Source organism: Streptomyces lacaronensis (assembly GCF_047337785.1).
In the GTDB taxonomy this organism is placed as follows: Bacteria; Actinomycetota; Actinomycetes; order Streptomycetales; family Streptomycetaceae; genus Streptomyces; species Streptomyces lycopersici.
Map to the genome: position 1 here is coordinate 8,214,321 of NZ_JBLHDK010000003.1, position 24,550 is coordinate 8,238,870.

The window sequence follows — 24,550 nt, forward strand, 5'->3', positions numbered from 1 at the left end:
CGGCCGCGGAAGCGGATCGAGGAACGGGGCCTCTCCTTCCAGGGTGACAAATCGGACAGGAATCGGCCCCTGCGCCCCGGGGTCGAATATCGGTGGCCCGAATGGGCCCATGGGACGGGGGAGCCGGGGCCGGTCCCCTCAGCCGGTGGATCTGGTCCCCTCAGCCCGCGGAGCCCGTGCCCCTCAGCCCGTGGAGACGTCCTGCTCGACCCAGATCGTCTTGCCGTCCGTGCTCTGCCGGGTGCCCCAGCGCGTCGCCATCTGGGCCACCAGCATCAGGCCCCGGCCCCCCTCGTCGAAGACCCGGGCCCGCCGCATATGGGGTGCCGTACTGCTGGCGTCGGAGACCTCGCAGATGAGGTCGCGGTCGCGGATCAGCCGCAGCCGGATGGGCGGGCGGCCGTAGCGGATCGCGTTGGTGACCAGTTCGCTGACGATCAGCTCGGTGGTGAAGACGGCCTCCTCGAGACCCCAGTCGGTCAGTTGCTCGGTGGTGCTCCGGCGGGCCTCGGCGACGGCGGGCGCCTCCGCCGGGATGTCCCAGGTGGCGACCCGGTCGGAGTGGAGCGCCCGGGTGCGGGCGAGGAGCAGGGCGATGTCGTCGTCCGTGTGGGCCGAGGGCAGGGCGCGCAGGACGTCGTCGCAGAGCGCGTCCAGGGACGGCGCGGGGCGGCTCAGGACGTCGCGCAGCGTCTCGAGCCCGTCGCCGATCTCGCGCTCGCGGCCGTTGATCAGGCCGTTGGTGTAGAGGGCGAGGATGCTGCCCTCGGGCAGCTCCGTCTCCATGATCTCGAAGGGCAGTTCACCAAGGCCGAGGGGCGGACCGATGGGCGGGGTGAGCACGTCGGCGGTGCCCTCCGGGCTGATCACCAGCGGCGCGGGATGGCCCGCCGCGGCGATGGAGCAGCGGCGCGAGACCGGGTCGTAGACCACGTACAGACAGGTGGCGCCGAAGGACCAGAAACGCTCGGTCCGCTCGTCCGTGTAGAGCCGGGTGACCATGTCGTCGAGGTGGGTCAGCAGCTCCCCCGGCGGCAGATCGATATCGGCCAGGGTGCGTACGGCGGTGCGCAGCCGCCCCATGGTGGCGGCCGCGTGGATGCCACGCCCCACGACATCGCCGACCACCACGGCGGCGCGGGCGCCGGACAGCTGCATCGCGTCGAACCAGTCGCCGCCCACCCCGGCCCAGGCGCCCGAGGGCAGATAGCGCGAGGCGATCTCCAGCGCGGTCAGCTCGGGCAGCCGCTGCGGCAGCAGACTGCGCTGGAGGGCCTCGGCCGTCCTGCGCTCGCGCAGATAGCGGCGGGTGTTGTCCACACAGACGGCCGCCCGGGCGGTGAGCTCCTCCGCCAGCAGCGTGTCGTCGTCGGTGAAGGGCGCCGGGGTGCGGTGGCGGGCGAAGAGCGCCGTGCCGAGGGTGACCCCTCGGGCGCGCATCGGCGTCACGATCACCGAGTGCACTCCGTGCTCGCGGATCCGGGCGGCCCGGCCGGGGTCCTTGTTCTCCCAGCTCGCCAGCAGGGACGGCGTCACCTGGTGCCGTGCGGCCCGGCCCCTGAGCAGGCAGGCCGCCGTGGGGGAGTGCGGGGGATGGGTGGCCAGGTCCCCGACGTCGGCCAGCGCCTCGGGGGCGCCGTCGAGCACGGACCGGTGGGCCGCGCGCCGCAGGGTGACGGGCTCGCGCAGCGGCCCCTCCGGGGGCTCGTCGCCCTCGTGGAGGAAGGTGAGCAGATCGACGCTGGCGAAGTCGGCGAGCCGGGGGACCGCCACCTCGGCCAGCTCCTGGGCGATCCGGTCCAGGTCCAGATGGCTGCCCAGCCGCGCCCCCGCCTCGTTGAGCAGCTGGAGCCGCTGCCGGGCCTCCTGCTCGGCGGTGGTGTCGCGGGCCGCGAAACACACACCGCGCAGCCCGCCGGTGCGGTTGGCCAGCGGGGCCAGCGAGACCGACCAGGCGTGCTCCTGGCGATCGCCCGGCTCCCGCAGACGCGTCTCCAGCTCCAGCCGTTCGCCGCTCTCCAGCACCCTCCGCATGGCCCGCTCGACCCGGTCGCTCTCCCCGTGGCCCACCAGCTCCGTCAGCCGCAGCCCGCGCATCTGCTCCTCGCTGCGGGCGGTGGCGGCCTGCATATAGGCGTTCGCCCGCGCCAGTCGCAACTCGGTGTCGAAGAGCGCCAGGGCGCAGGGGCACTGGGCGAAGGCGTGGTCCGCGGGGGTGACCAGCTCCTGTGGTTCCGGGGGCGCGGCGGAGACCAGGAGCCAGCCCGCGGGGCCGTCGTCCGGCGGGCCGCGGTGGGCCAGCAGCTCGACCTCCAGCGGATGGCCGTCCCGGTGGCACAGCGCGATCCGGCCGCTCCACCGGGGCCCGTGGGCCAGGCACGGCCCGGCGCCGCCCTCGCCGGTGTCCCCGCCGCTGTCCCGGGCGGTGCCCCCGCCGCTGTCACCGGCGGCCGGCTCGGGGCGCAGCTTGGCGCGCAGCTCGGCCGCCGGCCGCCCCACGACCTCCTCGGCGCGGTAGCCCAGCAGCCGCCGAGCGCCCTCGCTCCACCCGGTCAGCACGCCGTGGTCGTCGACCGTGGCCGTGGCCAGGCCGGGGGCGCCCGGCGGCGGATCCGGCCGGACGCGGGGGGCTGTGGGGTCGGGAGGTGTCGTCATCGGACATCGGGTCGACGGCTCATGGACCCGGCGGATGCCACTCGATCATCAAAATCGTGGCGTCGTCGCTGAGTTCGCTGTGCCGGTAGTCGAGGATCGCGTGGATGAGCAGGCGCAGCACCTCGGGGGCGTTCTGCCCGGCGGCCGTCGAGCGGATGATGTGGTCGGCGAAGCGCTCCAGGCCGAACTGCTCGCCTCCCTCGTCGCGCGACTCCACGACCCCGTCGGTGTAGAGCAGGACGCGGTCACCGGGCTCCAGCGTCGTCTCATAGATCTGGCGGGGCGCGTCCGACAGCCGCGCGGGCAGCCCCAGCGGCGGTTCGGCAGGCCGCTCCAGCTCCTTGTCCAGCAGCCGCTGGCGGCGGATGACCAGCGGTGTGGGGTGACCGCAGTTGGACCAGCGCAGCGCCCCGCTGGGCATGTGCAGCTGGAGGAAGACACCCGTGCAGAACTGGTCCGGAAGCCATTTGGCCAGCGCCTCGTCCACGGTGGTGACGAGCGCCGCCAGGTCGGCGCCGGTGCGCCGGGCGTTGCGGCTGCCCGCCATCGCCACGGAGGTGGTCAGCCCGGACGCCAGGTCGTGGCCCATCGCGTCGAGGATCGTGGCGTGCAGGACGTCCTCGGTGAACGAGTGGTCGAAGGCATCGCCCCCCAGCTCGTACGCGGGCTCCACGACGGCCGTCGAGACCACCCGGCCGGTGCCGATGGAGCGGGGCGGGAGGAAGGCCCGCAGCATCTCCGTGGGCAGCTGCATGGACCGGGTGCGGGTGCGCTGCGCGAAGGTGTCGATATAGGTCCGCTTGGACGTGATGACCAGGGCCAGGAGCGAGGCCAGCGTCCGGCAGCGCCAGAGTCTGAGCCCGTCCAGGGAGGCCATCCGCAGTTGCAGGACTCCGAGCCGCTCCGCGCCGTTCATCAGCGGCAGCCATACGGTGAGCCCGCCCGTGCCCTCCTCCTCGACCCGCACCGAATCGGTGCGGTAGGCGAATCCGGCCAGGGAGTGGTCGAGCTCCAGGCGCGGCTCGCCCTCCTCGAGCGGCATCAGCAGCCGCTGCCGGAGGTCGATCAGGAAGACGACCGCGCGGCCCAGGTTCATGGCCTCGGTGTAGCGGTCCACGGCCACCGGGAGCTCCGCCGGTGATGCCTCGTGGGTGGCCCTGAGCAGCTCCTCCAGCGACTGCTCAGCGCTCTCGGCCGAGGTCGACACGTTCGCGTCCACCATGCGGTCAACCTTACGGCGGCGGGCCCCGCGACGCCCGGGGGGCCACGGGGGCACGGGGTCACGGGGGTACGGGGGTCACGGGGGCGTGGGCACAGGCTCCCGGGCGACGGCGGCGGGTTCGCGCGGGGGCTCGCCGGGGGCGAAGGCCTCGCGCGCGACGGCTTGGTGTACGACGGTCTCCAGGGCGACCTGGCGTACGGCGGTCTCCAGGGCGGCCTGGCGTACGACGGTCTCCAGGGCGGCCCGGCCTACGGCGGTCTCTCGTACGGCGGTCTCCGGTGGGGCCATGGCGGCGTCGCGTACGGCGGGCTCCCGTACGACCACGGTGTCCTCGCGCGTCCCCACCCCCGACCGCGGAGCCCGGGAGAGCAGGACCACCCCGCGGGCGGCCGCCGCCGCGCCCATGGCGGCCAGGGCCCAGCCGCCCGGGCCGCCCCGGAACCGCTCGTCCAGCAGCACGATACCGATGGCGGCCGCCGCCACCGGGTTGGCCAGGGTCAGGGTGGCCAGGGGCGCGCCGAGGCCGCTGCCGTAGGCGCTCTGGGACAGCAGCAGACCGCTCACCGCGAAGACCGCGACCAGCACGGCGACGACCGCGGCCCGCCAGGACACCAGGGCCGCCTCGGGGGCGCGGGAGTCGGCAAGCGCCACCGTGAGGGTCTGGGTGAGCGCCGAGGCGACGCCGGAGGCGACCCCGGACGCGGTGGCGAACCGCAGCCCCCGGCCCGGCGTGCCGCGACCCCCGTGTCCCGGCCGGACGCACAGCCCGATGAACGCCAGCACGACGGCCGCGAGCCCGACCGCCTCCGGCAGGCTCAGCGTCTCGCTCGGGGTCTCCCCGGCGGTGACCGGCAGCAGGGCGCCGAGGCCGAGCAGCGCGAGGACCACGCCCCGCCACTCGTCCCGGAGCACCCGCCGCCCGGCGAGCCGCGCGCCCAGCGGGACGGCCGCCACCAGAGTCAGCGCGCCGAGCGGCTGGACCAGGGTGAGCGGTCCGTACCGCAGCGCGGCCACATGCAGCAGGGCACCGGTGGAGTTGAGGCCGACCGCTCCCCACCAGGCGCCGCGCAGCAGCAGCCGCGGCATGCGGTCCGGCCGGCCGCCCGCGGCCAGCCGCTCCTGGGCCACGGCCGCGGTCGCGTAGGCGACGGCCGAGGCGAGCGCGAGCGCGACGGCTATGACGGTCGGGTTCATCCACCGTGCCTTCCTCTGGGCACTGTCTGCCTGCCTGCCACCAACGGCACTATCGGCACACAAACGTATCGATACAAGAGTGTACCGGTGCGGAGGCGTATCGGTACAAGGGCGTATCGGTACGCGGATGTGTCGGTACACTGCGTGGTCGGGGAGGGAGCCGGAGTCCGGTGGACCGAGGAGGAGGACCCGATGGCGACGCAGAGCCCGGAGACGGACGCGCCGCAGCGCCGTTCCAAGATCACCCCCGAGCGGGAGCAGGAGTTCTATCAGGCGGTCCTCGAACTGCTCCAGGAGGGCGGCTACGAGGCCCTCACCATCGAGGCGGTCGCCGCCCGCACCCGCGCCAGCCGCTCCACCCTCTACCGGCAGTGGTGCACCAAGCCCCAGCTCGTCGTCGCCGCGCTGCGCTCCTGCAAGCGCCCCTTCGCGCTGGAGGGCATCGACACCGGTTCCCTCGCGGGCGACCTGCGCGCCGTCGCGGAGGCGGTGGGCGAGGCGGGAGAGGTGTGCGGCGGTGACACCGCGCTGGTGTACGCCCTCGGGCACGCCGCGCTGCAGAACCCCGATCTGCTCCAGGCGCTGCGCGCCGCGCTGATCGAGCACGAGGTGAAGACGATCCAGGCGATGGTCCGCCGGGGCGTGGAGCGCGGCGAGGTGGCCGCGGACAACCCCGCCCTCGAGTTCGTCCCCACCCAGCTGATCGGCGCGATGCGGGTCCGCCACCTGCTCGAGGGGCGGGCGGCCGACCGCGCGTATCTGACGCGCTTCCTCGAAGCGTCGGTCTTCCCCGCGCTCGGGCTGGCGCCTTAGGGGTTGTCCGGCGGGTCTTGCCCCCGTAGGGCCGCCGGTCCTTCGGGCCGCCCCGTAAGGCCTCGGCCGGGCCCCTTCTGTCCGCGCTGCCGGGCCGTCGTCAGATAAGGGGCGGGCGGCCCAGCTTGGTCATGTGCCACACCGTGCGCCAGTGCATCGGACGGCGCCGCCCGCAGCTGGTGCGCAGGCCCTCGAGGAAGCCGCCCGCCCAGGCCCGCAGCCCGGTCAGGGAGCGGGTGCGGACGAGCGTGAGCAGCGTCCAGGTGGCCAGGTAGAGCGGCGCCAGCGGCAGCGGCAGGTGGCGGCGGGCCAGCCAGACCCGGTTGCGGGCGGTCATCCGGTGGTAGACGGCGTGCCGGGCGGGGGAGGTCCGGGGGTGCTGGAGCAGCAGTTCGGGGGCGTAGACGACCTTCCAGCGCGCGTCGAGCGCCCGCCACGCGAGGTCGGTCTCCTCATGGGTGAAGAAGAACTCGTCCGGCCAGCCGCCGATCTGCTCCAGCATCGCCATCGACAGGGCGTGGCCGCCGCCGAGGAAGGTGGTCACCTCGCCGCCGCGCATCGGGTCGGACGCGCGCAGCCGGGGTACGTGGCGGCGCTGGGTCTCGCCCGTCTCGTCGGCGATGCGGAAGCTCACGATGCCCAGGCGCGGATCCTCGGCGTACAGATCGCGCACCCGGCGGAAGACGTCGGCGTCCACCAGCAGCCCGTCGTCGTCGAGATCGACGACCACGTCCACGTCGCCGAACTCGCGCAGCCGGCGCCAGGCGACGTTACGGCCGCCCGAGACCCCGAGGTTCTCCGTCAGCTCGACCGTGGTCACCTCGCCCGGGAACTCCGGGAACTCCGGGAGTGGGGAGCCGTTGCCGACGACCACGACGCGCGCCGGGGGTACGTCCTGCTTCGCGACCGACTCCAGCAGGGCGGCCACCTCTCTGGGCCGGTTGCCCATGGTCAGGACGGCGATACCCAGGCGTGGTTCGGGGGCGGCGGACACGGTGGGACTCCAGAGTTCGGTTGCGATGCCCGCGATCGTAACCGTTCACTCAGAAGGACACTTCCGTACGGCTGATGTTCATCAAGGACTGAGCAACGAGCTTCAAAGTCTGAGCAAGACAATCAGCTCAGCAAGACAATCAGCCGTCGAGTGCGGCGAGCGCCTTCTTGGCCGCGCCGATGGCGCCCTTACGGATGTCATCGGAGTCGGCGGCCTTGTGGCTCTCGAAGTCGCCGCCGTTGTAGGTCACGGTGACCGTGGCGTTGTCCTGGTGGACCGTCACCACGGCCTCGCGTATGCCCTGGTCGTCGTCCTCGGTGGTCTTCTCGGTCACCGAGGCGTCGTCGCCGAGGCCGGGCACCGCGCTGCCGCCCTCGCTCTTCTGCTTCCCCGCGACGCTCTTGATGTCGTAGGCGATGTCCAGCCAGCGGTAGTCGAAGTCGTCCAGCGCATGCCAGGAGCAGCCCGTACGGCGGTTGAGGTCGCTGGACTTCAGCTCGTTCCCGGCCGGTTTGGCGCCCGGCACCAGATCCTTGATCATCGACTCCGGGAGGACCGTGCACGCCTCCTCGGGCGGCTTGGCGTAGCGCGGCGCGGCGGCGCCGGTCGCGGGGGCCGAGGTCTGTGGGGAGGGGCCCGCCGGGGTGGCGCTCGTATCCGAGTCGTCCGACGTCGTCATGGCCACTCCCACGGCGGCGAGGACGGCTACGGGCAGCAGACGGGCGACCAGGGTGAGCGGCAGAGAACGCACGGCGGTCTCTCTTCGTTCGGATGCCGGTGTGGGGCGGTGTTGGGCAGTGTGGGGCAGTGGTGGGGCAGCGGTGAAGCATGTGGCGCGGTGGGAAACGACCCTGCCATATCGAGCGGTCCTCGAACAGTCCGGGGGGTGGCGAGGGGGCGCCCGGGAATCGCTGTGCCGATGGGGTGAATTGCCCGCATCCTCACATTATCTCCACAATCGGAGGGTTATCTACGACGGGTGACGTTCCCTCATCCGTCAGCCGCGGCCGATGTACGGCATCGCCGTCGCCATGACCGTCGCGAACTGCACATTCGCCTCCAGGGGCAGCGACGCCATATGCCGCACCGTACGTGCCACGTCCGCGACGTCCATCACGGGCTCGGCCACCACCTCCCCGCTCGGCTGCGGCACACCGGCGGACATCCGCTCGGTCATCTCGGTCGCCGCGTTGCCGATGTCGATCTGCCCGCAGGCGATGCCGTACCGGCGCCCGTCCAGCGACAGCGACTTGGTGAGCCCCGTGATGGCGTGCTTGGTGGCCGTGTACGCCACGCTGTCCGGCCTGGGCACATGCGCCGACAGCGAGCCGTTGTTGATGATCCGTCCGCCCCGGGGATCCTGATCGCGCATCAGCCGGAACGCCGCCTGTGCGCACAGGAACGCCCCCGTGAGGTTGGTGTCCACGACCGACCGCCAGTCCTCGTAGGCCAGATCCTCCAGCGGCACCCCACGCGGGCCGAAGCTGCCCGCGTTGTTGAACAGCAGATCCAGCCGCCCGAACCGCTCCCGCACCGCCGCGAAGAGCGCGTCCACCCGCTCCGGACTGGCCACGTCCGTCGGCACCACGGGGGCCGGGGGGCCGCCACCGGCCAGCCGCGCCGTCTCGGCCAGGGCCTCCTCGCGGCGTCCGGCCAGCACCACCGACCAGCCCGCCTCGAGGAGTTCGAGCGCCACGGCCCGGCCGACCCCGGACCCCGCGCCCGTCACCACCGCCACTTTCGACACCACCGACACACGTCCATCGCTCATGGCGCCGCAGCGTACGCCACGTCAGTTCACCGTGTCGGCACGCCGATTCGCGGTAAAGGTCCCTTCCGGCAATGGAGCTCACCGAGCGGTCATATCGATGTCGTGTCCACGCAAACGCCCGGCCGTCCCCCGGCACTCCAATTCCTCTGACGCCACGAGCCAGGGGAGAGCACATGGCACACGACTCGCATCAGCGGGCCATACGAGCCGCGGCCGCAACGTTCGGACGCCGCCGCTTCCTCACCGTGACGGGAGCCGCCGCCGCGCTCGCCTTCACCACCAATCTGCCCAGCGCCCACGCCGCGCAGGTGTCGCCGCGCGCGCTCGCCGACAACCCGTTCACGCTCGGCGTGGCCTCCGGCGATCCGCTGCCCGACGCCGTCGTGCTGTGGACCAGGCTGGCGCCCCGCCCCTACGAGCCGGGCAACGGGCTGCCCGAGGAGGGCACCGTCAAGGTCGAGTGGGAGATCGCCCGCGACGAGAAGTTCAGCCGCGTCGCCCGCCGGGGGACCACCACCGCGCACGCCGAGTTCAACTACACGGTGCACGTGGACGCCAAGGGGCTCGAGCCGGGCCGCGTCTACTGGTACCGCTTCAAGGCCGGGAACTGGACCAGCCCGGTGGGCCGCACCCGCACCACCCCCGCCCTGGGCGCCAAGGTCCAGGAGGTCCGCTTCGGTCTGGTGTCCTGCCAGGCGTACCACGACGGCTACTTCACCGCCTACCGCCACCTGGCGCAGGAGGACCTGGACGCCGTCTTCCACGTGGGCGACTACCAGTACGAGTACGCGGTCAACGCCGCGGGCGGCGCCCGCAACTACACCGACCGCACCCTCCCCGCGCACTTCAACACCGAGACCATGACGCTCGGGGACTACCGGCTGCGCTACGCGCTCTACAAGTCCGACGAGGACCTCCAGGCCGCCCACGCCGCCTTCCCCTGGTATGTCACCTGGGACGACCACGAGACCGAGAACAACTACGCGGGCGACATCGACGAGAACGGCGGCCCGTCGGACGAGTTCCTGATCCGCCGGGCCGCCGCCTACCGGGCGTACTGGGAGAACATGCCGCTGCGGATGCCGCAGCAGCCGAGCGGCGCCGACATGCGGCTCTACCGCCGCTTCCACTACGGCAAGCTGGCCCAGTTCGACATCCTCGACACCCGCCAGTACCGCTCCAACCAGGCGTACGGCGACGGCTGGCAGTACCCGGGGCCGGAGTCCGAGGACCCCTCGCGCACCCTCACCGGCGCCACCCAGGAGCGCTGGCTGCTCGACGGCTTCCAGCGCTCCACCGCCACCTGGAACGTGCTGCCGCAGCAGGTCACCTTCTCCCAGCGGAAGAACACCACGGCCGCGCGCTCCAAGCTCTCCATGGACTCCTGGGACGGCTACCCCGCCTCCCGGGAGCGGATCCTGGCCGGTGTGGAGAAGGCGGGCCTGGCCAACTTCGTCGTCCTGACCGGCGATGTCCATGTGCACTACGCCTTCGACATCAAGAAGGACTTCGACGACCCGGGCTCCCGGACCCTGGGCGTGGAGTTCGTCGGCACCTCCGTCAGCAGCGGCAAGGACGGCGCCGACAAGCCCGACAACTGGGCCACCTACATGGCCGCCAACCCGCATATGAAGTTCTACAACGGCCGGCGCGGCTATGTGACGGTCTCGCTGGACGAGGAGCGGGCACGGGCCGACTACAAGACTGTCTCCGCGGTCACGACCCAGGGCGCGCCGCTCACCACGGCGGCGTCGCTCGTCAGCGAGGCCGGGAACCCCGGCCTGAAGCAGGTCTGACGGGCGGGCGGGCCCGGTGCGCACCCCAGCGCCGGGCCCGCCCCGCTCATGCCTCGTCCTCGTTTGTGTCCGCGTCCGCTCCCGGATACCGCACCCCCAGCCGCTTCCGCGCCGCGTCGAGGGTCCGCATCACCGCCAGCGTGCCGTCCAGCGGCACCAGCGGGGACTCCGTCTCGCCCGCGCGCAGCGCGCGCATCACCTCCGCCGCCTCCCGCTGGTAGGAGCGCATCCCGTCCACCGCCGTGATCTCCTCCGGATCCCGGCCGGGCCGGTGCAGTACGAAGCGCTCGGGCTGGAAGAAGCCGCGCGGGAACTCGATCCGCCCCGCCGTGCCCGTCACCGCCGCCGTCATCGGCGTATCGGCGGTGATCGAGCAGGACAGCAGCGCCACCGCCCCGCCGTCCCAGCCCAGCGCCAGGCCCGTGTTCACATCCACGCCCTCCGGGGAGAGCTGCCCCACCGCCCGCACCTCGTCCGGCTCGCCGAGCAGCAGCTGGGCGAAGGACACCGGATAGACGCCGAGGTCCAGCAGGGCGCCACCGCCCAGCGCCGGATCGCGCAGCCGGTGGTCCGGGGGATACGGGCCGGGCAGCCCGAAGTCCGCGTGGACCGCCCGGACCTCGCCGATCGCGCCGTCGTGGATCAGCTCGGTCATCCGGCGGACGACCGGATCGCAGTACGTCCACATCGCCTCCATCAGGAAGCGGCCCCGGGTCCGGGCGAGGTCCACCAGCTCCTGGGCCTCGCGGACATTGAGCGTGAACGGCTTCTCGCACAGCACCGCACGCCCCGCCTCCAGACACAGCCCGGCCGCCGCCCGATGGGCCGAGTGCGGGGTGGCGACATAGATCACATCGATGTCGTCATCGGCGGCCAGCTCCTCCCAGCCGCCGTAGGAGCGGGGTATCCCGAACCGCTCCGCGAACCGCTTCGCCGACTCCGGGCTGCGCGATCCCACCGCCATGACCTGCGCGTCCGCCATCTCCAGCAGATCCGTGGTGAACGACGCGGCGATCCCGCCGGTCGCCAGGATCCCCCACCGCACGGGCTCGGCCTTCGGTCCGGACATCCTCACCTCTGGCTTATTCGGTCGTGAGCACTCCAATTCAGCTGAGAGCATAGACAACGATTCAACGACTCATGGAAGGTCAGCATGCAGCAGCCCGGCCAAACGGCCGCCGCTCCCTCCCGGGCTCCCAGACCCGAACTCTCTTCTCCCCCCTTCTCCGCCGCCGCGCCCCAGGTCACCGCTCCGCTGACCGCGCAGCGCCGTACGAGCCTCCTCGTCACCTTCGTCCTCGGCGGGCTCACCGCTCTCCCCGCCCTCTCGATGGACATGTACCTCCCGGCCCTGCCGGAGGTCACCGACGCGCTCCACAGCTCCGCCGCCACCGCCCAGCTCACCCTCACCGCCTGCCTGATGGGCATGGCGCTCGGCCAGCTCGTCGTCGGCCCGATGAGCGACAAGTGGGGCCGCCGCCGTCCCCTCCTCATCGGCATGGTGATCTACGTCATCGCCACCGCCATCTGCGCCTTCGCGCCCACCGCCGGGCTGCTGATCGGGTTCCGGCTGCTCCAGGGGCTCGCGGGGTCGGCCGGGATCGTGATCGCCCGCGCCGTCGTCCGCGACCTGTACGACGGCATCGCGATGGCCCGCTTCTTCTCCACCCTCATGCTGATCTCCGGCGTCGCGCCCATCGCCGCGCCCGTCATCGGCGGGCAGATCCTGCGCTTCACCGACTGGCGCGGCGTCTTCGTCGTCCTCACCGTGATCGGCGCCCTGCTCACCCTCGTCGTCTGGCGCTTCCTGGGCGAGACCCTGCCCGCGGAGCGCCGCCACGACGGCGGGCTCGGCCAGACGCTCCGTACGATGCGCGGGCTGCTCGCCGACCGCGTCTTCGCCGGATACATGCTCGCGGGCGGCTTCGCCTTCGCCGCCCTCTTCGCCTATGTCTCCGGTTCGTCCTTCGTCGTCCAGGAGATCTACGGCGCCTCGCCGCAGACCTTCAGCCTCCTCTTCGGCCTCAACTCGATCGGCCTCATCGGCATGGGCCAGATCAACGGCCGGGTGCTCGTCGGCCGCGTCAACATGGACAAGGTGCTGGCCGTGGCGCTGACGCTGATCGCCCTCGCGGCGACCGCGCTGCTGATCCTTTCCGCCGGGGTCTTCGGCAAGGCCGGTCTGGGGCCGGTCGCGGCCTGCCTGTTCGTGCTGATGTCGTCGATGGGTCTGGCCATGCCGAACACCAATGCCTCGGCGCTGATGCGCACCCCGCACGCCGCCGGTTCCGCCTCCGCGCTGCTGGGCACCTCCACCTTCCTGCTGGGCGCGGTCGCCTCCCCGCTGGTGGGGATCGCGGGCGAGACCACGGCGGTGCCGATGGCCGTCGTCCAGCTGGGCTGCGCGCTCGCGGCGATGGCCTGCTTCATGGGACTCTGCCGTCCGTGGCAGCGACGTACGAAGCGCAGCGTGACCGTGGTCTGACCCGGCTGCTGGAGACCGTCAGGGCGCTTCCCGAGGGGGAGCGCCCTTGGTGTTCCGGGGTGGCGCTGGCGGCCGGGACCGGCTCCGGCCCGCTGGCCGAGGAGTGTTTCGGCTGGGCGGTGCGCCACGCGGCCTACGACGAGACCTCCGACCGGGGCGTGGAGCTGCCGCGCGAGCGGTGGGCGCCGGTGCGCCGCGACACCGTCTTCGACCTCGCCTCGCTCACCAAGCTGTTCACCACCATCGTGGCGCTGCGGGCCGTCGAGCGCGGGCTGATCTCGCTGGACGGGCGGGTGGCCGCGTACGCCCCGGAGTGCACGGCCGCCGCCGAGCACGGCATCGCCGTGCGGCAGCTGCTCACCCACACCTCCGGGCTGATCCCCGAACTGCCGCTGTACGAGGAGGACGGGCGGGAGCGGGCGCTGGCCCGGCTCGCGGCCGAGCCGCCGACCACCCCGCCCGGCACCGCTCGCCGCTACTCCGACCTCAACTTCCTGCTGCTCCAGCGCGTTCTGGAGCGGTCGGCCGGGCAGCCGCTGGACCGGCTCGTCCAGGAGACGGTCACCGGCCCGCTGGACATGACCGACACCCGCTTCAACCCGCCCGCCTCCTGGCTCCCCCGGATCGCGGCCACCGAGGACCAGCGACGGCCCTGGGGCAAGCTGGACCGGGGGATGCTGCGGGGCGTGGTGCACGACGAGAACGCCTGGGCGCTGGGCGGGGTCGCGGGGCACGCCGGGCTCTTCTCGACGGCCGGGGACCTGGCCGTGCTGTGCCGGGCGCTGCTGGCCGGGGGCGGGCCCGTGCTGTCGCCGGAGTCCACCGAGCTGATGCTGACCGCGCCTGGGCTGGGCTTCGAGGTCGACCAGCCGTGGTTCATGGGCGAGTTGGCGGGACGGGGCGCCGCGGGGCACACCGGGTTCACCGGGACCAGCCTGGTGGTGGACCGGGCCCGCGGGGCCTATCTGGTGCTGCTCGCCACCACCGTGCATCCGCGCCGTCGCCCCGGCGACAGCGCGCCCCGCGCGGCGGCGGCCACGGCGCTGGCCCGCGCCCTGGGCTGACGGCGCCGACCCGTGCCCTTGGCTGACCTGCTCTGGCTGACCTGGTCTCACCAGCCGGTGATGTCTGGACAGTTGGCCTGATCCGTTCGCTTGGTTAGCCTGTGCAACTGCCGTGTACCCCCGGACGGCCGCGCTGCTCCACCGCCACGAGGAAGACCGCTGTGACGAACCTCCAGGACCCGCAGGACTCTCCGGCCCCTCCGGCCCCTCCGGCCCCTCCGGCCCCTCCGGAACCGCCGGGCGCGGAGGCCGCGCCCCGCGACCCGGGCCCGGCGGTGCCGCCCCCCGGCTGCCCCGCCCACGCCGACCCCTCCCACACCGGCCCCGCACTGCTGTACGGGGAGCGGTACCTGCGGAATCCGGCCGAGAGCTATGAGCGGATGCGGCGCGACCACGGACAGGTCGCCCCGGTCCTGCTGGAGTCCGACGTCCCCGCCTGGCTCGTCCTCGGCTATCGCGAGATACGCCAGGTCGTCACCGACGTCCAGACCTACGGCCGCGACTCACGCCGCTGGAACCGCTGGGACGAGGTGCCTTCCGACTGGCCCCTCATGCCCTGGGTGGCCCACAGCCCCATGATCCACTTTACGGAGGGGGACGAGCACCGGCGGCGCTCGGCGGCCGTCAGCGACGCCCTCGCCTCCGTCGACCCCTTCGAACTGCGCCGGCACTGCGAGCGCTTCGCCGACTCGCTGATCGACAAGTTCGTCGGCAGCGGCAAGGCGGACCTGGTCTTCGACTACGTCTATTCGGTGCCCGCCCTCGCCATGGGCACGATGTACGGCCTGCCCGAGGACCAGCTGGAGTACATGGCGGAGGCGGTGACCGTCTCGCTGCTCTCCAACGACGAATCCATGGCGGCCCAGCAGCGGGCCGCCGAGGTGGTACAGCGGCTGGTGGCGGCCAAGCGCGAGGAGCCGGGCCCGGACGTCACCTCCCGGTACATCGCCAACTCCCCGGACCTCACCGACGAGCAACTCGTCGGGGACCTGATGGTGATGATCGCCGCGGGCATGCCCGCCACGTCCTACTGGATCGGCAACACCGTCCGGCTGATGCTCACCGACGACCGGTTCACCATGACCCTCGCGGGCAACCGCCGCAGCATCGGCGAGGCCATGAACGAGGTGCTGTGGGCGGACTCCCCGCTCCAGAACGTCATCGGCCGCTTCGCCACCCGGGACACCACGCTCGGCGGCCAGCGCATCCGCGCCGGCGACCTCCTCGTCCTCGGCTTCGCCGCCGCCAACGCGGACCCGCTGCTGTGGCCCGACTCCACGGTGGGCTACGCCGGGAACAACGCGTATGTGTCCTTCTCCGGTGGCGACTACGGATGCCCGGCGCATGCGCCCGACCTCGGCAAGATCATCTCGGAGACGGCGATCGAGGTGCTGCTCGACCGGGTGCCGGACCTGGAGCTGGCGGTCGAGCCCGGTGAGCTCCAGTGGATGGACTCCCTCTGGTACCGCTGCCTGGTCTCCCTCCCGGTCACCTTCACCCCCGCCCCGGCCCCGGGCTAGGGGGCTTCGGCTCGTGATCGCCTGCGGCGGGCTGTTTCCCCTCCCCGCCCCTTCCCGAACCTGAGGCTCTGCCCCAGACCCCGGGGCAGCAGCGGAGCCGCATATCGATGCTGCGGGAAGGGGCGGGGTGAAGGGGCGCGGGGAACTGCGCGACCAGCCACGACGGCGCCGCGGACGATCGACGGCAGGTCGGGGCTTCCAGCGGTACCAGGGGCTTCGCCCCCGGACCCCGGCGTCTGGGGCGGAGCCCCGGTTCCGGGAAGGGGCGCGGAGGGGCAGCCCGCCGCAGGCGTCACGGTCCGGCGGAGCTCTTAGCGGAGCGCCCGGCGGGGTGGTTCCTCCTCGGGTGGCCAGACATCGCCCCAGGACACATCGCGGGCGGCCCGGTACAGCGGCCCCTGACGCTTGGTCACCGTGGCGCGCCGCAGCCCCTCCTCGGGCGCGCACAGGTCCAGCAGCACCTGGCCCTTGCGGATCTGCGGACGGCGCACCACCCGCGCCCCGGCGGGTGCCGGGTCGAACCGTACGGCCGCGACATAGCTGAACTTCTCGTCCTCGTACGGCAGCGAACCGCCCTTGACCCGCCGGTGGAGGGAGGAGCGGCGGACCCGGGTGGCGAAGTGGCACCAGTCGGCGCCGGGCTCGATCGGGCAGGACGCGCCGTGCGGGCAGGGGGCGACGATCCGCAGCCCGGCCGCCAGCAGCCGGTCCCGGGCCTCGCGGATCCGCAGATAGCCGTCCGGGGTGCCCGGTTCGACCAGCACCACGGCCTGCGCCGCGCGCGCCGCCTCGGCCACGACGGCGTGCCGGTCGGTCCCGGTCAGCTCGCCCAGTACGTAGCTGACGGTGACCAGGTCCGTCCCGTCCGGCAGCGCGAGGCCGTCGCCGATGGCCCGGCGCTGCCACCGGGCGGTGCGCAGCGCCTCGGAGGGCGCCTGCCGGGCCAGTTCACGGCCGAGGGCCAGCGCGGGTTCGGCCCAGTCCAGGACCGTGGTGGTGTGCCCGGCCCGCGGCCAGGCGGCGGCCACCGCCCAACTGGCCGCGCCCGTACCGCCGCCGATGTCGATGTGCGCGGCCGGGGCCCAGTCGGGGGTACGGGCGCGGAAGGCGTCGAGGGCGGCGCGCACGGCCTCGAAGGTCGCGGGCATCCGGTACGCGGCGTAGGCGGCGACGTCGGAGCGGTCGCGCAGCACGGGCGCGTCGGTCGGGGTGCGCCCCCGGTAGTGGCCGATCAGCCGGTCGACCGCCTGGGCCGCCTGGCGGGGCGGCAGACCGTCGAGGAGTCCGGCGAGCGCGGTGTGGGGCGTCTCGTCGGTGGGGGCGGCGTCGGGGGCGTGCATTCGGGGGATTCTACCGGCGGGAGGGGGCGCCTTCGGCGCCTGGGCCGGGCCTCTCGCGGGGGCCGCGCTGCCCTGGGCGGCGCCCTCCCGGCCCGAGCCGGGTACCTCCCGCCCGGTCCGCTCCCCCAGGGCCGCCCCCGCCGCGCGGACCGGGGGCCGGGCCACCGCCCAGCCCGGGGCCGCTGGTCGGTCCGCGTGCCCACCGCCGGGCCCTGCTGGTCGGCCCGGGCGACACCGGCGGCGGCCTGGGTGTGGCCGACGCCCACCGCCGACTGCCGCTCATCCGCCGCTGGGCGCCCGCGGCGTTCGTACGGGCGTGGAGATCAGTCGTCGCGGCGCGTCCGTGATGATGCCGTCGCAGCCCAGCCGCAGCATCCGGTCCCGCTGCGCCGGGGTGTCCACGGTGTGCGCCCATACCCGAGGTATCCCGGAGGCGACGGCCCGCCGTACGTCCTCATCGCGCGCCCGGTAGTCGACGTCCAGCAGATCGACGGCTCCGCGCCAGTCGCGCGGGGTGTCGGTGCGCATCTGCCGGGCGGACCGCCACAGCTGGGTCAGCAGCCCCTTGCGGTGGGCCTCGCGGGCCACCTCGGGGCGGTTGCTGTTGACGTAGACGGAGTGGATCAGCCCCCGGTCGCGGATCATCTTCGCCAGCCGCGGCAGGCTCTCCGGGTCCTTGGCCTCCACCATCAAGGTGATCCGGCCGCCGAACCGGTCCAGTACCTCGGCGACGGTCGGCGGCCGCTCGGGCCGCCAGGTGCCGCGCAGGGAGGGGTCGGGGCGCAGCCGGACGTCGCGCCACTGGGCGGTGGTCAGGGCCCGCACGGGCCCGGTCCGGTCGGTGGTGCGGTCCAGCGTGGCGTCGTGCATCACCACGAGCGTGCCGTCCGCCAGCATGCGGCTGTCGAAGTCCAGTACCTGGACGTCATGCCTGCTGAAGGCGCTGGCCAGCCCGGACATGCTGTTCTCGGGCACTTCCAGGGCGCCGCCGCGGTGCGCGGTGTAGACGACGGCCGGCTTACGGGACGACGGCGTCGTGAGCGCGGGCCGGAGGCCGGAGCGCGCCGGTTCGGCGGCCGGGGGTATGAGGCGTCGTACGGACGGACGGGCGGTGGGGTGGGCCGCGACGGCCGCCGGTATGGACAGGCCGAGCACCACGACGGCGGTCAGAAGATGCCTGCTGATCATAAATGGAACGCTAGGGGCGTGGCATCCGTTATGCCCTGATATCGACACCCGGTCGGGGTGCTCTCACCCACCCCGGATGCGGACACCGGCCACTTCCGGAGCAGGATGGTGGCAGCATTGACCGGGTACCGGCGGTACCGCCGGGTGCCGGCGGTGAAGCGAGGCGATAGATGGAACGCAAGGGCAGGTTCTCCCAGTGGCTGCGTCGGCCGAGGAGCGGAGCGGGCGGCGACCAGGGCACGGGAGCGGGCGCCGGGGGCGTCCGCGAGGATCTGCTCATGGCCGCCGCGGCGGCGGGGTTCCCGCTCGCGCCGGCCGCGTACCCCTCCGGTTACGGCTGTTCCTGTGACCGCATCGGCTGTCCCACCCCGGCCCGCCACCCCGTCTCGTTCGCCTGGCAGACCCAGGCGACGACGGACCCGGACAAGGTCGCGCAGTGGCTGCGCGCCGATCCGCGGGCCAACTTCATCACCGCCACCGGCATCGTTCACGATGTGCTCGACGTGCCCGCGGACGCGGGGCGGCTGGCCCTGGAGCGGCTGGGGGAGGCCGACGTCGAGGTCGGGCCCGTGGCCACGAGCAGCGGCGATCTCCAGCAGGGCCGGATGCTCTTCTTCACGGCCACGCGGGGTACGCCCGACGACGAGGACGAGTGGTGGCCCTGTGAGCTGGACTGCCATCCGGAGACGATGGATGAGCATCCGGGGCTGCGGTGGCACTGCCGGGGGAGCTATGTGCTGGTGCCGCCCGCGAGGTTGCCGGGGGACGGGCATGTGGGGTGGGTGCTCGGGCCGGAGCGGGCGCTGCCGGATCCGCTGACCTTGCTGGAGGCGCTCACCGATGCGTGTGCCCGCTTCGCGGGCGAGGATCGGGAGACAGCCGCTTGGCCCATGGGGCGGTAGGGCAGGGGTGTGGGCAATCGTTCCGCGGAGGGGGCACCTCCCAGCGGTAGCTGGGGGAGGGACGGGTGGGCACACCCACCCACCGGCCCGCACCCGACAACGAAACCCTACGGGCCTATTCGCCCTTCGCCGCCGTTACGCCCTCCAGGCGGTTCAGGAAGACCACCTTCGGGTCCGCCGCGTCCTTCGCCGGGACCCGTACCGCCGACTCCGCGATGCGGGTCAGCGTCACCGCCTTCTTCGCCTCCCCCGTCATCAGCGCCTTGATCTGCGGATCCGGGTTGGGCCGGAACCCCTTCGCCATGGTCTGCTTCTGCCGGTGGTGCGAGGTGAAGAACACGATCGCCCCGCCGTCCGAGGTGCGCAGCCCCACCGGGGCGTCCCCTGCGCCCTGCGCCGGACTGTCGATGTACTCGGTCCAGAACTTCGGCGTGCGCAGGTACTTCTTCCGGGTGTCCCGCAGCCCCGACGTGGACTGGCCGTCGGCGAAGACCGAACCCTTGCCCGTCATCAGGTAGTCGGCGTACTCCGCGCTCAGCTTGTCCGGCCGGGTGGCCAGCCTCGGGGCCGGCCCGGCGGCCCGGACCGGCTTGGCCCAGCCGTCCTTGTCGGTCGCGAAGTCCGGGACCTCGTCCTGGCTGAGGATCGACAGATACGCGGCCTTCCACGGCTCATCGGCACCGCCACGGGTGAAGACGAACAGCCAGCGGTTGTCGTCGCGGTTGCTGTCGGTGTCCGCGACGAAGAACTTCGGCCAGCCCACCTGCTTGGGGATGCGGTAGGTGACGTCGGACAGCTCCAGCGACGGGTACTTGGGGTTGCCGTCGGGCGAGCTCGCGTGCTGGGCCTTGAGGTCGGCCGTGGTGATGGCCTCCAGCGGGCCCGTCTCCACCTGGCTCGCCAGCGCCGGATCCAGCTCCCGGTACGCCTTGTTGTATGTGTCGGTGAACCGCTCGAGCGCCTTGGGCGCCTCAGCCTTGTCCACCGACGGAATGTTCTCCCGCTCGCCGTGCACCGTCATGCACCCCGTGAGCGTCATCCCCAGCGTCAGTACCACCGCTGCGGTCGGAACTGCCAGCTGCCGACGGGGCGACCTGCGTGTCATGGGGCTCCGGCTCCCGATTCGTGGGGGCTGCTGTGGACGGCGACACCCTACCGGGGCGGAGGAACAGCGCGAGCGTGGGGACCAGGTAGAGCGCCCACATCCACACCTGGAGCCAGGTCGGGTCCGGCTGGAAGTTGAAGACGCCCTTCAGCACCGTGCCGTACCAGGAGTCCGGCGCGATGGTGGAGCTGATGTCGAAGGCCAGCGAGTGCAGCCCGGGCAGCCAGTCGGCCTCCTGGAGGTCGTGGAAGCCGTACGCGAGCACCCCCGCCGCCACCACGACCAGCATCGCACCGGTCCAGGTGAAGAACCTCGCCAGGTTGATCCGCAGCGCGCCCCGGTAGAACAGCCAGCCCAGCACCACCGCGGTGACCAGGCCAAGGACCACGCCGATCAGCGGGTCCGCCGTACCGTCGTTGCTCGCCCGCACCGCCGTCCACACGAACAGCGCGGTCTCCAGGCCCTCCCGGCCGACCGCGAGGAAGGCCGTGGCCACCAGCGCCCCGGTGCCCATCGCGAGCGCCGCGTCCAGCTTGCTGTGCAGCTCGGACCTCAGATGGCGGGCGGTGCGCCGCATCCAGAACACCATCCACGTAACCAGGCCCACCGACACGATCGACAGCGAACCGCCCAGCGCCTCCTGCGCCTCGAAGGTCAGCTCCTGCGAGCCGAACTCCAGCGCCGCGCCGAAGGACATGCTCAAGGCAACCGCGACGGCGATCCCGAGCCACACCGGGCGCAGTGCTTCCCGGCGCTCGGTCTTGACCAGATAGGCGACCAGGATGCAGACCACCAGGCTGGCTTCGAGCCCTTCGCGCAGACCGATCAGGTAATTGCCGAACACGAGGTTCGCCTTCCTTGTCGAGGGTTCCTGGAGGAGGTCGAGGGTTCCTGGCAGGGTCCGTCAGGAGAACAGCGCCCTGCCCCACCAGTCGTCCGCGTCCCGGACGCCCGGCGGGATGGCGAAGAGCGCCGAACCCACGTGCTGGATGTACTCGTTGAGCGCGTCGGTCCGCGCCAGCCGCCGCTGTACGGGCACGAACCCGTCCCGTACGTCGTGCTGGTAGGCGAGGAAGAACAGCCCCGCGTCGAGCCGTCCCAGACCGTCCGTGCCATCGGTGAAGGAGTAGCCGCGGCGCAGGATCCGGGCCCCGCCGTTGGAGTCCGGATGCGCCAGCCGGACATGCGCGTCCGGCAGCATCGCCTTCAGGTTGGGCTCGTCGTGCTCGCGCTGCCTGCCCTGCGGCGCGCCCTCGCCCTTGTCCCGGCCGAAGACGTCCTCCTGCTCCTTGAGCGAGGTGCGGTCCCAGGTCTCGATGTGCATCCGGATGCGGCGGGCCACCAGATACGAGCCGCCGGCCAGCCACGCCGGGCCCGCCTTCCGGCTCACCCACACATGCTTGTCCAGGGCGGCGGTGTCGGTGCCCGCGATGTTCCGGGTGCCGTCCTTGAAGCCCATCATGTTGCGCGGGGTCTGCGCGTCCGGCGTGGTCGAGGACGTCTTGCCGAAGCCCAGCTGCGACCAGCGGATGGCCACCTTGCCCATGCCGATCCGGGCCAGGTTGCGGATGGCGTGCACGGCCACCTGCGGATCGTCCGCGCACGCCTGCACACACAGATCGCCGTCGCTGCGCGCCGGGTCGAGGTTGTCGCCGGGGAAGGCGGGCAGGTCGATCAGCGCCTCGGGGCGGCGGTCGGCGATGCCGAAGCGGTCCTTGCCCTTCTTGTCCGTGAACAGCGTGGGCCCGAAGCCGATGGTGAGGGTGAGCCGGGACGCCTTGAGGCCCAGTGCCTCGCCGGTGTCGTCCGGCGGGGCCTCCGCCAGATCGCTCACCGCGCCGCCGCCGACCGGGTGCCCCTGGGTCATCCGGGCCGCCGCCTTCGTCCACTCCTTCAGCAGCGCGATCAGCTCGGCGCGGTCGTCGGTGGTGATGTCGAACGCCGCGAAGTGCAGCCGGTCCTGCACCGCGGTGGCGATCCCCGCCTGGTGCGCCCCGTGGAAGGGCACCGCGGCGCCGCTGTCCGCGACCGCCCGGGTGTCGTCCGCGTCGCCGCCGAGCGCGGCCGCCGCGCCCCCGGCGGCCGCGGCGCCGAGCGCGAGCCCGGCGCCGCCCCAGCCGATCAGCGCCCGGCGCGAGGGAGCAGCCGTACCGGTCTCGCGCGAGGGAGCCGTACCGGTCTCGTCGGTCATGCCCGGCCCCCTCACTTGGCGACGACGGCCGCGGCGAGCCGGGAGAGCGGCTCGGCGAGCGCGTTGACCGCGTCGGACAGCTTCTTGCGCTGGGATTCCGAGACGGTGTCGTACGACACGAAGCCATCGCCCTCGCGGTACCGGTCCAGCAGCTTCGTGACGGCCGCGAACTGATTGTCGAGCTCCTTGGCCAGCTCCGGATCGTGTCCGGCCGCCACCGGCTTGAGCAGCTTGTACGAGGTCTCGGCGCCCTCGACGTTGGCCTTGAAGTCCACCAGGTCGGTGTGGCTGTAGCGCTCCTCCTCACCGGTGACCTTGCCGGTCTGCACCTCGTCCAGCAGCTCCTTGGCGCCGTTGGCCATGCCGGTGGGGGTGATGTCGGCGGTGCCGACGCGCTTCTGCCAGTCCTTCAGATCCTTGATGAGCTGGTCGGCGAGGTCATGGTCGGCCGCGGTGATCTTCTTGGTCTGCCACAGTGACTTCTCCAGCCGGTGCCAGCCGGTCCACTTCTGGCCCTTCTCCAGGCCGTCCTCGCGCACGTCCACCTTGGGGTCGATATCGCCGAAGGACTCGGCGACCGGCTCGGTGCGCTCCCAGCCGACGCGCGAGGGGGCGTAGAGCTTCTTGGCGCCCTCGAGGTCGTCCTTCTTGACCGCGTCGGCGAACTTCTGGACCGCGGGCAGCGTGTCATCGGCCTGCTTCTGGGCGTACGTCCGGTACGCGGCCACCGCCTTGTCCAGCCGCGGATCGCGCTGGGGCAGCTTGCCCTCGCCGGTCGCGGACACCTTCTGGCGGATGCCGTGACCCTTCATCCCGGGCTTGCAGGCGATCTCGTACGAACCGGCCTTGACCTCGGCGTTGATCGAGGCGCGGGTGCCGGGGCCGATGTTCTCCCGCTCGGTGACGATCCGGTCGCCCGGGGCGTAGACATAGACCTCGGTGACCTTGGAGCCCTTGTTCTCCACCGCGAGCTTCACATGCCCGGCGGGGAAGGAGGTCTTGGAGACCTCGCACGCGCTGTCGGAGGCGGTGACCTGGATGGCGTCCGAGTCCTTGGCGTCGGACTTCTGGGCGCATCCGGCGACGGCGGTGATCGTCGTCAGTGCCGATATCGCGGCGACAACGGAGGTGCGAGCGGCTCGCATACGGGCTCCAGACGGAATCGGGACAGGCGGGGCAGGACGGACGTACGGCGGCGGATAAGGCTGCCCTAACTTAACTGAGCCTTGCCTGTGTGGATCCTGTGTAAGGTCAAGGAGTGCCCTGCGGATGGCAAAGATTTGGCCAAGGTGGCTGATTTGATGCGGTTCGCAGTCCGGGAAGAGTGACGCACGCCTCTTATGGGCGCGGCGCCGTTACGGGCGAGGCGCTTTCGTGGGGTCGCGCTCTCGTGGGCGCGGGCTTGGGCACGGCCTCGGCGGCCGTTGGCGTGGGCGCCCCGCTCAGGCGCTGATCCGGAACTCCTCGGCCAGCTCCCGGAAGATCCCCGCGTTCAGCGCGTAGGCGCGCTTGCACTCCTCCACGACGCGCTGCTTCTCCAGATCGTCCACCGGCAGCGCGTCCAGCAGCGCGCGGTACTCCCGCTTGAACGCGGCGGGGTTGGCTATCGACTCGAAGACGTAGAACCGCACCCCGTCGCCCTTGCGGTCGAAGCCCCAGGTCTTCTCCGCCGTGTCCCGGACGATCTGGCCGCCGGACAGGTCGCCCATATAGCGGGTGTAGTGGTGGGCGACATAGCCCGCGGGCCAGTCGCGGGCGCACTCCGTGACCCGCGCCGCGTACGCCGCCGTGGCGGGCAGCGCGGTGAGGCCGCTGCGCCAGTCGGGGCCGCCGAAGTGGGCCAGGTCGCGCTCCAGCTCGGCCAGACGGGCCAGCTCCGGCCGGAGGAAAGGGCCCGCCACGGGGTCCGCCGCGAGCGCGTCGGCCGGAGACTCCAGGGCGCGGTAGACGAACCACAGCTGCTCGGAGTAGCGGCGGTAGGCCGCCACCCCCAGCCGTCCACCGAGCAGATCGCTCATGAACGACGAGCTCCCGACGTCCGAGTGCGCTTCCCGTGAGGCGGTGCGGATCTGGGCGGAGAACTCCACGGTGGACCTCCGGGGCCGAGGTATGTAGGTGAGCCTTACCTAAGTAGAGGCCATCGTCTACGTCAATGCTTTCCCGACAAGCTGTCGGTAAAACAACCGCTGAAAGACCGGCTACCGTCACACGCGTCCGTTCGGCTGTCGGCTACCGGGATCCATTCGCGGTGCATCGGGCTTGAAGCCCGGTGGTGATGCGAATCTGAGGGTGGCGACGCGGAGTGTTGCC

The 24,550-nt window shown here is 72.4% G+C and carries 20 protein-coding genes; 6 read left to right on the forward strand and 14 right to left on the reverse strand.

Annotation, left to right across the window (positions count from 1 at the left end; all coding sequences use genetic code 11):
• Window positions 1-183: 183 nt before the first annotated feature.
• The 3 genes from ACMTAK_RS35310 to ACMTAK_RS35320 form a co-directional block, all read right to left on the reverse strand.
• Entirely contained in the window at window positions 184-2,655 is a 2,472-nt protein-coding gene (locus tag ACMTAK_RS35310) for a SpoIIE family protein phosphatase (RefSeq protein ID WP_413809926.1), read from the reverse strand.
• Between the two features lie 19 nt (window positions 2,656-2,674).
• Window positions 2,675-3,877 carry a PP2C family protein-serine/threonine phosphatase gene (locus ACMTAK_RS35315; protein ID WP_413809927.1) on the reverse strand — a complete coding sequence of 401 codons (1,203 nt, stop codon included), beginning with the start codon at window positions 3,875-3,877 and terminating at the stop codon, window positions 2,675-2,677.
• 75 nt (window positions 3,878-3,952) lie between these two features.
• Window positions 3,953-5,071 carry a DMT family transporter gene (locus ACMTAK_RS35320; protein ID WP_413809928.1) on the reverse strand — a complete coding sequence of 373 codons (1,119 nt, stop codon included), beginning with the start codon at window positions 5,069-5,071 and terminating at the stop codon, window positions 3,953-3,955.
• A 192-nt stretch (window positions 5,072-5,263) separates the two neighbouring features.
• Between ACMTAK_RS35320 and ACMTAK_RS35325 the strand changes: the two genes are divergently transcribed.
• Window positions 5,264-5,884 carry a TetR/AcrR family transcriptional regulator gene (locus ACMTAK_RS35325; protein ID WP_413809929.1) on the forward strand — a complete coding sequence of 207 codons (621 nt, stop codon included), beginning with the start codon at window positions 5,264-5,266 and terminating at the stop codon, window positions 5,882-5,884.
• Window positions 5,885-5,984: 100 nt separating this feature from the next.
• On the opposite strand, the gene ACMTAK_RS35330 is transcribed toward ACMTAK_RS35325, so the two are convergent.
• From ACMTAK_RS35330 to ACMTAK_RS35340, 3 genes are all read right to left on the reverse strand, one after another.
• A complete protein-coding gene (locus tag ACMTAK_RS35330; RefSeq protein ID WP_413809930.1) occupies window positions 5,985-6,878 on the reverse strand; it encodes a glycosyltransferase family 2 protein in 894 nt (297 codons plus the stop codon).
• 139 nt (window positions 6,879-7,017) lie between these two features.
• Complete coding sequence (locus ACMTAK_RS35335; RefSeq protein WP_413809931.1) at window positions 7,018-7,629, reverse strand: hypothetical protein; 612 nt, start codon at window positions 7,627-7,629, stop codon at window positions 7,018-7,020.
• Between the two features lie 246 nt (window positions 7,630-7,875).
• On the reverse strand, window positions 7,876-8,649 hold the full coding sequence (locus ACMTAK_RS35340) for an SDR family oxidoreductase (RefSeq protein ID WP_413809932.1): 774 nt from the start codon (window positions 8,647-8,649) through the stop codon (window positions 7,876-7,878).
• Between the two features lie 173 nt (window positions 8,650-8,822).
• Here ACMTAK_RS35340 and ACMTAK_RS35345 point away from each other — a divergent pair, with 173 nt between their 5' ends.
• Window positions 8,823-10,445, forward strand: a complete 1,623-nt coding sequence (locus ACMTAK_RS35345) for an alkaline phosphatase D family protein (RefSeq protein ID WP_413809933.1) — start codon at window positions 8,823-8,825, stop codon at window positions 10,443-10,445.
• A gap of 46 nt (window positions 10,446-10,491) precedes the next feature.
• Here ACMTAK_RS35345 and ACMTAK_RS35350 read toward each other — a convergent pair whose 3' ends face one another.
• A complete protein-coding gene (locus ACMTAK_RS35350; RefSeq protein ID WP_413809934.1) occupies window positions 10,492-11,514 on the reverse strand; it encodes a Gfo/Idh/MocA family protein in 1,023 nt (340 codons plus the stop codon).
• 84 nt (window positions 11,515-11,598) lie between these two features.
• Between ACMTAK_RS35350 and ACMTAK_RS35355 the strand changes: the two genes are divergently transcribed.
• From ACMTAK_RS35355 to ACMTAK_RS35365, 3 genes are all read left to right on the forward strand, one after another.
• On the forward strand, window positions 11,599-12,930 hold the full coding sequence (locus ACMTAK_RS35355) for a multidrug effflux MFS transporter (RefSeq protein WP_413809935.1): 1,332 nt from the start codon (window positions 11,599-11,601) through the stop codon (window positions 12,928-12,930).
• Between the two features lie 59 nt (window positions 12,931-12,989).
• Window positions 12,990-13,994, forward strand: coding sequence for a serine hydrolase domain-containing protein (locus ACMTAK_RS35360; RefSeq protein WP_413813093.1), 1,005 nt, complete (start codon window positions 12,990-12,992; stop codon window positions 13,992-13,994).
• Window positions 13,995-14,155: 161 nt separating this feature from the next.
• Window positions 14,156-15,514 carry a cytochrome P450 gene (locus tag ACMTAK_RS35365; protein ID WP_413809936.1) on the forward strand — a complete coding sequence of 453 codons (1,359 nt, stop codon included), beginning with the start codon at window positions 14,156-14,158 and terminating at the stop codon, window positions 15,512-15,514.
• A gap of 311 nt (window positions 15,515-15,825) precedes the next feature.
• On the opposite strand, the gene ACMTAK_RS35370 is transcribed toward ACMTAK_RS35365, so the two are convergent.
• Together ACMTAK_RS35370 and ACMTAK_RS35375 are read right to left on the reverse strand one after the other, a co-directional pair.
• Window positions 15,826-16,854, reverse strand: a complete 1,029-nt coding sequence (locus ACMTAK_RS35370) for a small ribosomal subunit Rsm22 family protein (protein ID WP_413809937.1) — start codon at window positions 16,852-16,854, stop codon at window positions 15,826-15,828.
• Between the two features lie 279 nt (window positions 16,855-17,133).
• Window positions 17,134-18,042 carry a glycerophosphodiester phosphodiesterase gene (locus ACMTAK_RS35375; protein ID WP_413809938.1) on the reverse strand — a complete coding sequence of 303 codons (909 nt, stop codon included), beginning with the start codon at window positions 18,040-18,042 and terminating at the stop codon, window positions 17,134-17,136.
• A 170-nt stretch (window positions 18,043-18,212) separates the two neighbouring features.
• On the opposite strand from ACMTAK_RS35375, the gene ACMTAK_RS35380 reads away from it, so the two are divergent.
• A complete protein-coding gene (locus tag ACMTAK_RS35380) occupies window positions 18,213-18,944 on the forward strand; it encodes a bifunctional DNA primase/polymerase (RefSeq protein WP_413809939.1) in 732 nt (243 codons plus the stop codon).
• A 115-nt stretch (window positions 18,945-19,059) separates the two neighbouring features.
• Here the strand turns inward: ACMTAK_RS35380 and ACMTAK_RS35385 are convergent, their stop codons facing one another.
• The 5 genes from ACMTAK_RS35385 to ACMTAK_RS35405 all read right to left on the reverse strand — a co-directional run bounded on the left by ACMTAK_RS35385 (window position 19,060) and on the right by ACMTAK_RS35405 (window position 24,327).
• Window positions 19,060-19,965 carry an SCO2278 family lipoprotein gene (locus ACMTAK_RS35385; protein WP_413809940.1) on the reverse strand — a complete coding sequence of 302 codons (906 nt, stop codon included), beginning with the start codon at window positions 19,963-19,965 and terminating at the stop codon, window positions 19,060-19,062.
• On the reverse strand, window positions 19,916-20,893 hold the full coding sequence (gene efeU / locus ACMTAK_RS35390; RefSeq protein ID WP_413809941.1) for an iron uptake transporter permease EfeU: 978 nt from the start codon (window positions 20,891-20,893) through the stop codon (window positions 19,916-19,918). Before efeU ends, ACMTAK_RS35385 begins: the two co-directional genes overlap by 50 nt.
• A gap of 60 nt (window positions 20,894-20,953) precedes the next feature.
• Window positions 20,954-22,240 carry an iron uptake transporter deferrochelatase/peroxidase subunit gene (gene efeB, locus ACMTAK_RS35395; protein ID WP_413809942.1) on the reverse strand — a complete coding sequence of 429 codons (1,287 nt, stop codon included), beginning with the start codon at window positions 22,238-22,240 and terminating at the stop codon, window positions 20,954-20,956.
• Between the two features lie 11 nt (window positions 22,241-22,251).
• Entirely contained in the window at window positions 22,252-23,385 is a 1,134-nt protein-coding gene (gene efeO, locus ACMTAK_RS35400; protein ID WP_413809943.1) for an iron uptake system protein EfeO, read from the reverse strand.
• Between the two features lie 297 nt (window positions 23,386-23,682).
• Complete coding sequence (locus tag ACMTAK_RS35405) at window positions 23,683-24,327, reverse strand: biliverdin-producing heme oxygenase (protein WP_413809944.1); 645 nt, start codon at window positions 24,325-24,327, stop codon at window positions 23,683-23,685.
• Window positions 24,328-24,550: the final 223 nt, after the last annotated feature.

Bases quoted from the DNA above. Each gene is read 5' to 3' on its own strand.
- ACMTAK_RS35345 (WP_413809933.1), top strand. From the start codon at position 8,823: ATGGCACACGACTCGCATCAGCGGGCCATACGAGCCGCGGCCGCAACG.
- ACMTAK_RS35320 (WP_413809928.1), bottom strand. From the start codon at position 5,071: ATGAACCCGACCGTCATAGCCGTCGCGCTCGCGCTCGCCTCGGCCGTC.
- ACMTAK_RS35310 (WP_413809926.1), bottom strand. From the start codon at position 2,655: ATGACGACACCTCCCGACCCCACAGCCCCCCGCGTCCGGCCGGATCCG.
- ACMTAK_RS35315 (WP_413809927.1), bottom strand. From the start codon at position 3,877: ATGGTGGACGCGAACGTGTCGACCTCGGCCGAGAGCGCTGAGCAGTCG.
- ACMTAK_RS35355 (WP_413809935.1), top strand. From the start codon at position 11,599: ATGCAGCAGCCCGGCCAAACGGCCGCCGCTCCCTCCCGGGCTCCCAGA.
- ACMTAK_RS35350 (WP_413809934.1), bottom strand. From the start codon at position 11,514: ATGTCCGGACCGAAGGCCGAGCCCGTGCGGTGGGGGATCCTGGCGACC.
- ACMTAK_RS35340 (WP_413809932.1), bottom strand. From the start codon at position 8,649: ATGAGCGATGGACGTGTGTCGGTGGTGTCGAAAGTGGCGGTGGTGACG.
- ACMTAK_RS35385 (WP_413809940.1), bottom strand. From the start codon at position 19,965: ATGACGGTGCACGGCGAGCGGGAGAACATTCCGTCGGTGGACAAGGCT.
- ACMTAK_RS35380 (WP_413809939.1), top strand. From the start codon at position 18,213: ATGGAACGCAAGGGCAGGTTCTCCCAGTGGCTGCGTCGGCCGAGGAGC.
- ACMTAK_RS35375 (WP_413809938.1), bottom strand. From the start codon at position 18,042: ATGATCAGCAGGCATCTTCTGACCGCCGTCGTGGTGCTCGGCCTGTCC.
- ACMTAK_RS35325 (WP_413809929.1), top strand. From the start codon at position 5,264: ATGGCGACGCAGAGCCCGGAGACGGACGCGCCGCAGCGCCGTTCCAAG.
- efeB (WP_413809942.1), bottom strand. From the start codon at position 22,240: ATGACCGACGAGACCGGTACGGCTCCCTCGCGCGAGACCGGTACGGCT.
- efeO (WP_413809943.1), bottom strand. From the start codon at position 23,385: ATGCGAGCCGCTCGCACCTCCGTTGTCGCCGCGATATCGGCACTGACG.
- ACMTAK_RS35370 (WP_413809937.1), bottom strand. From the start codon at position 16,854: ATGCACGCCCCCGACGCCGCCCCCACCGACGAGACGCCCCACACCGCG.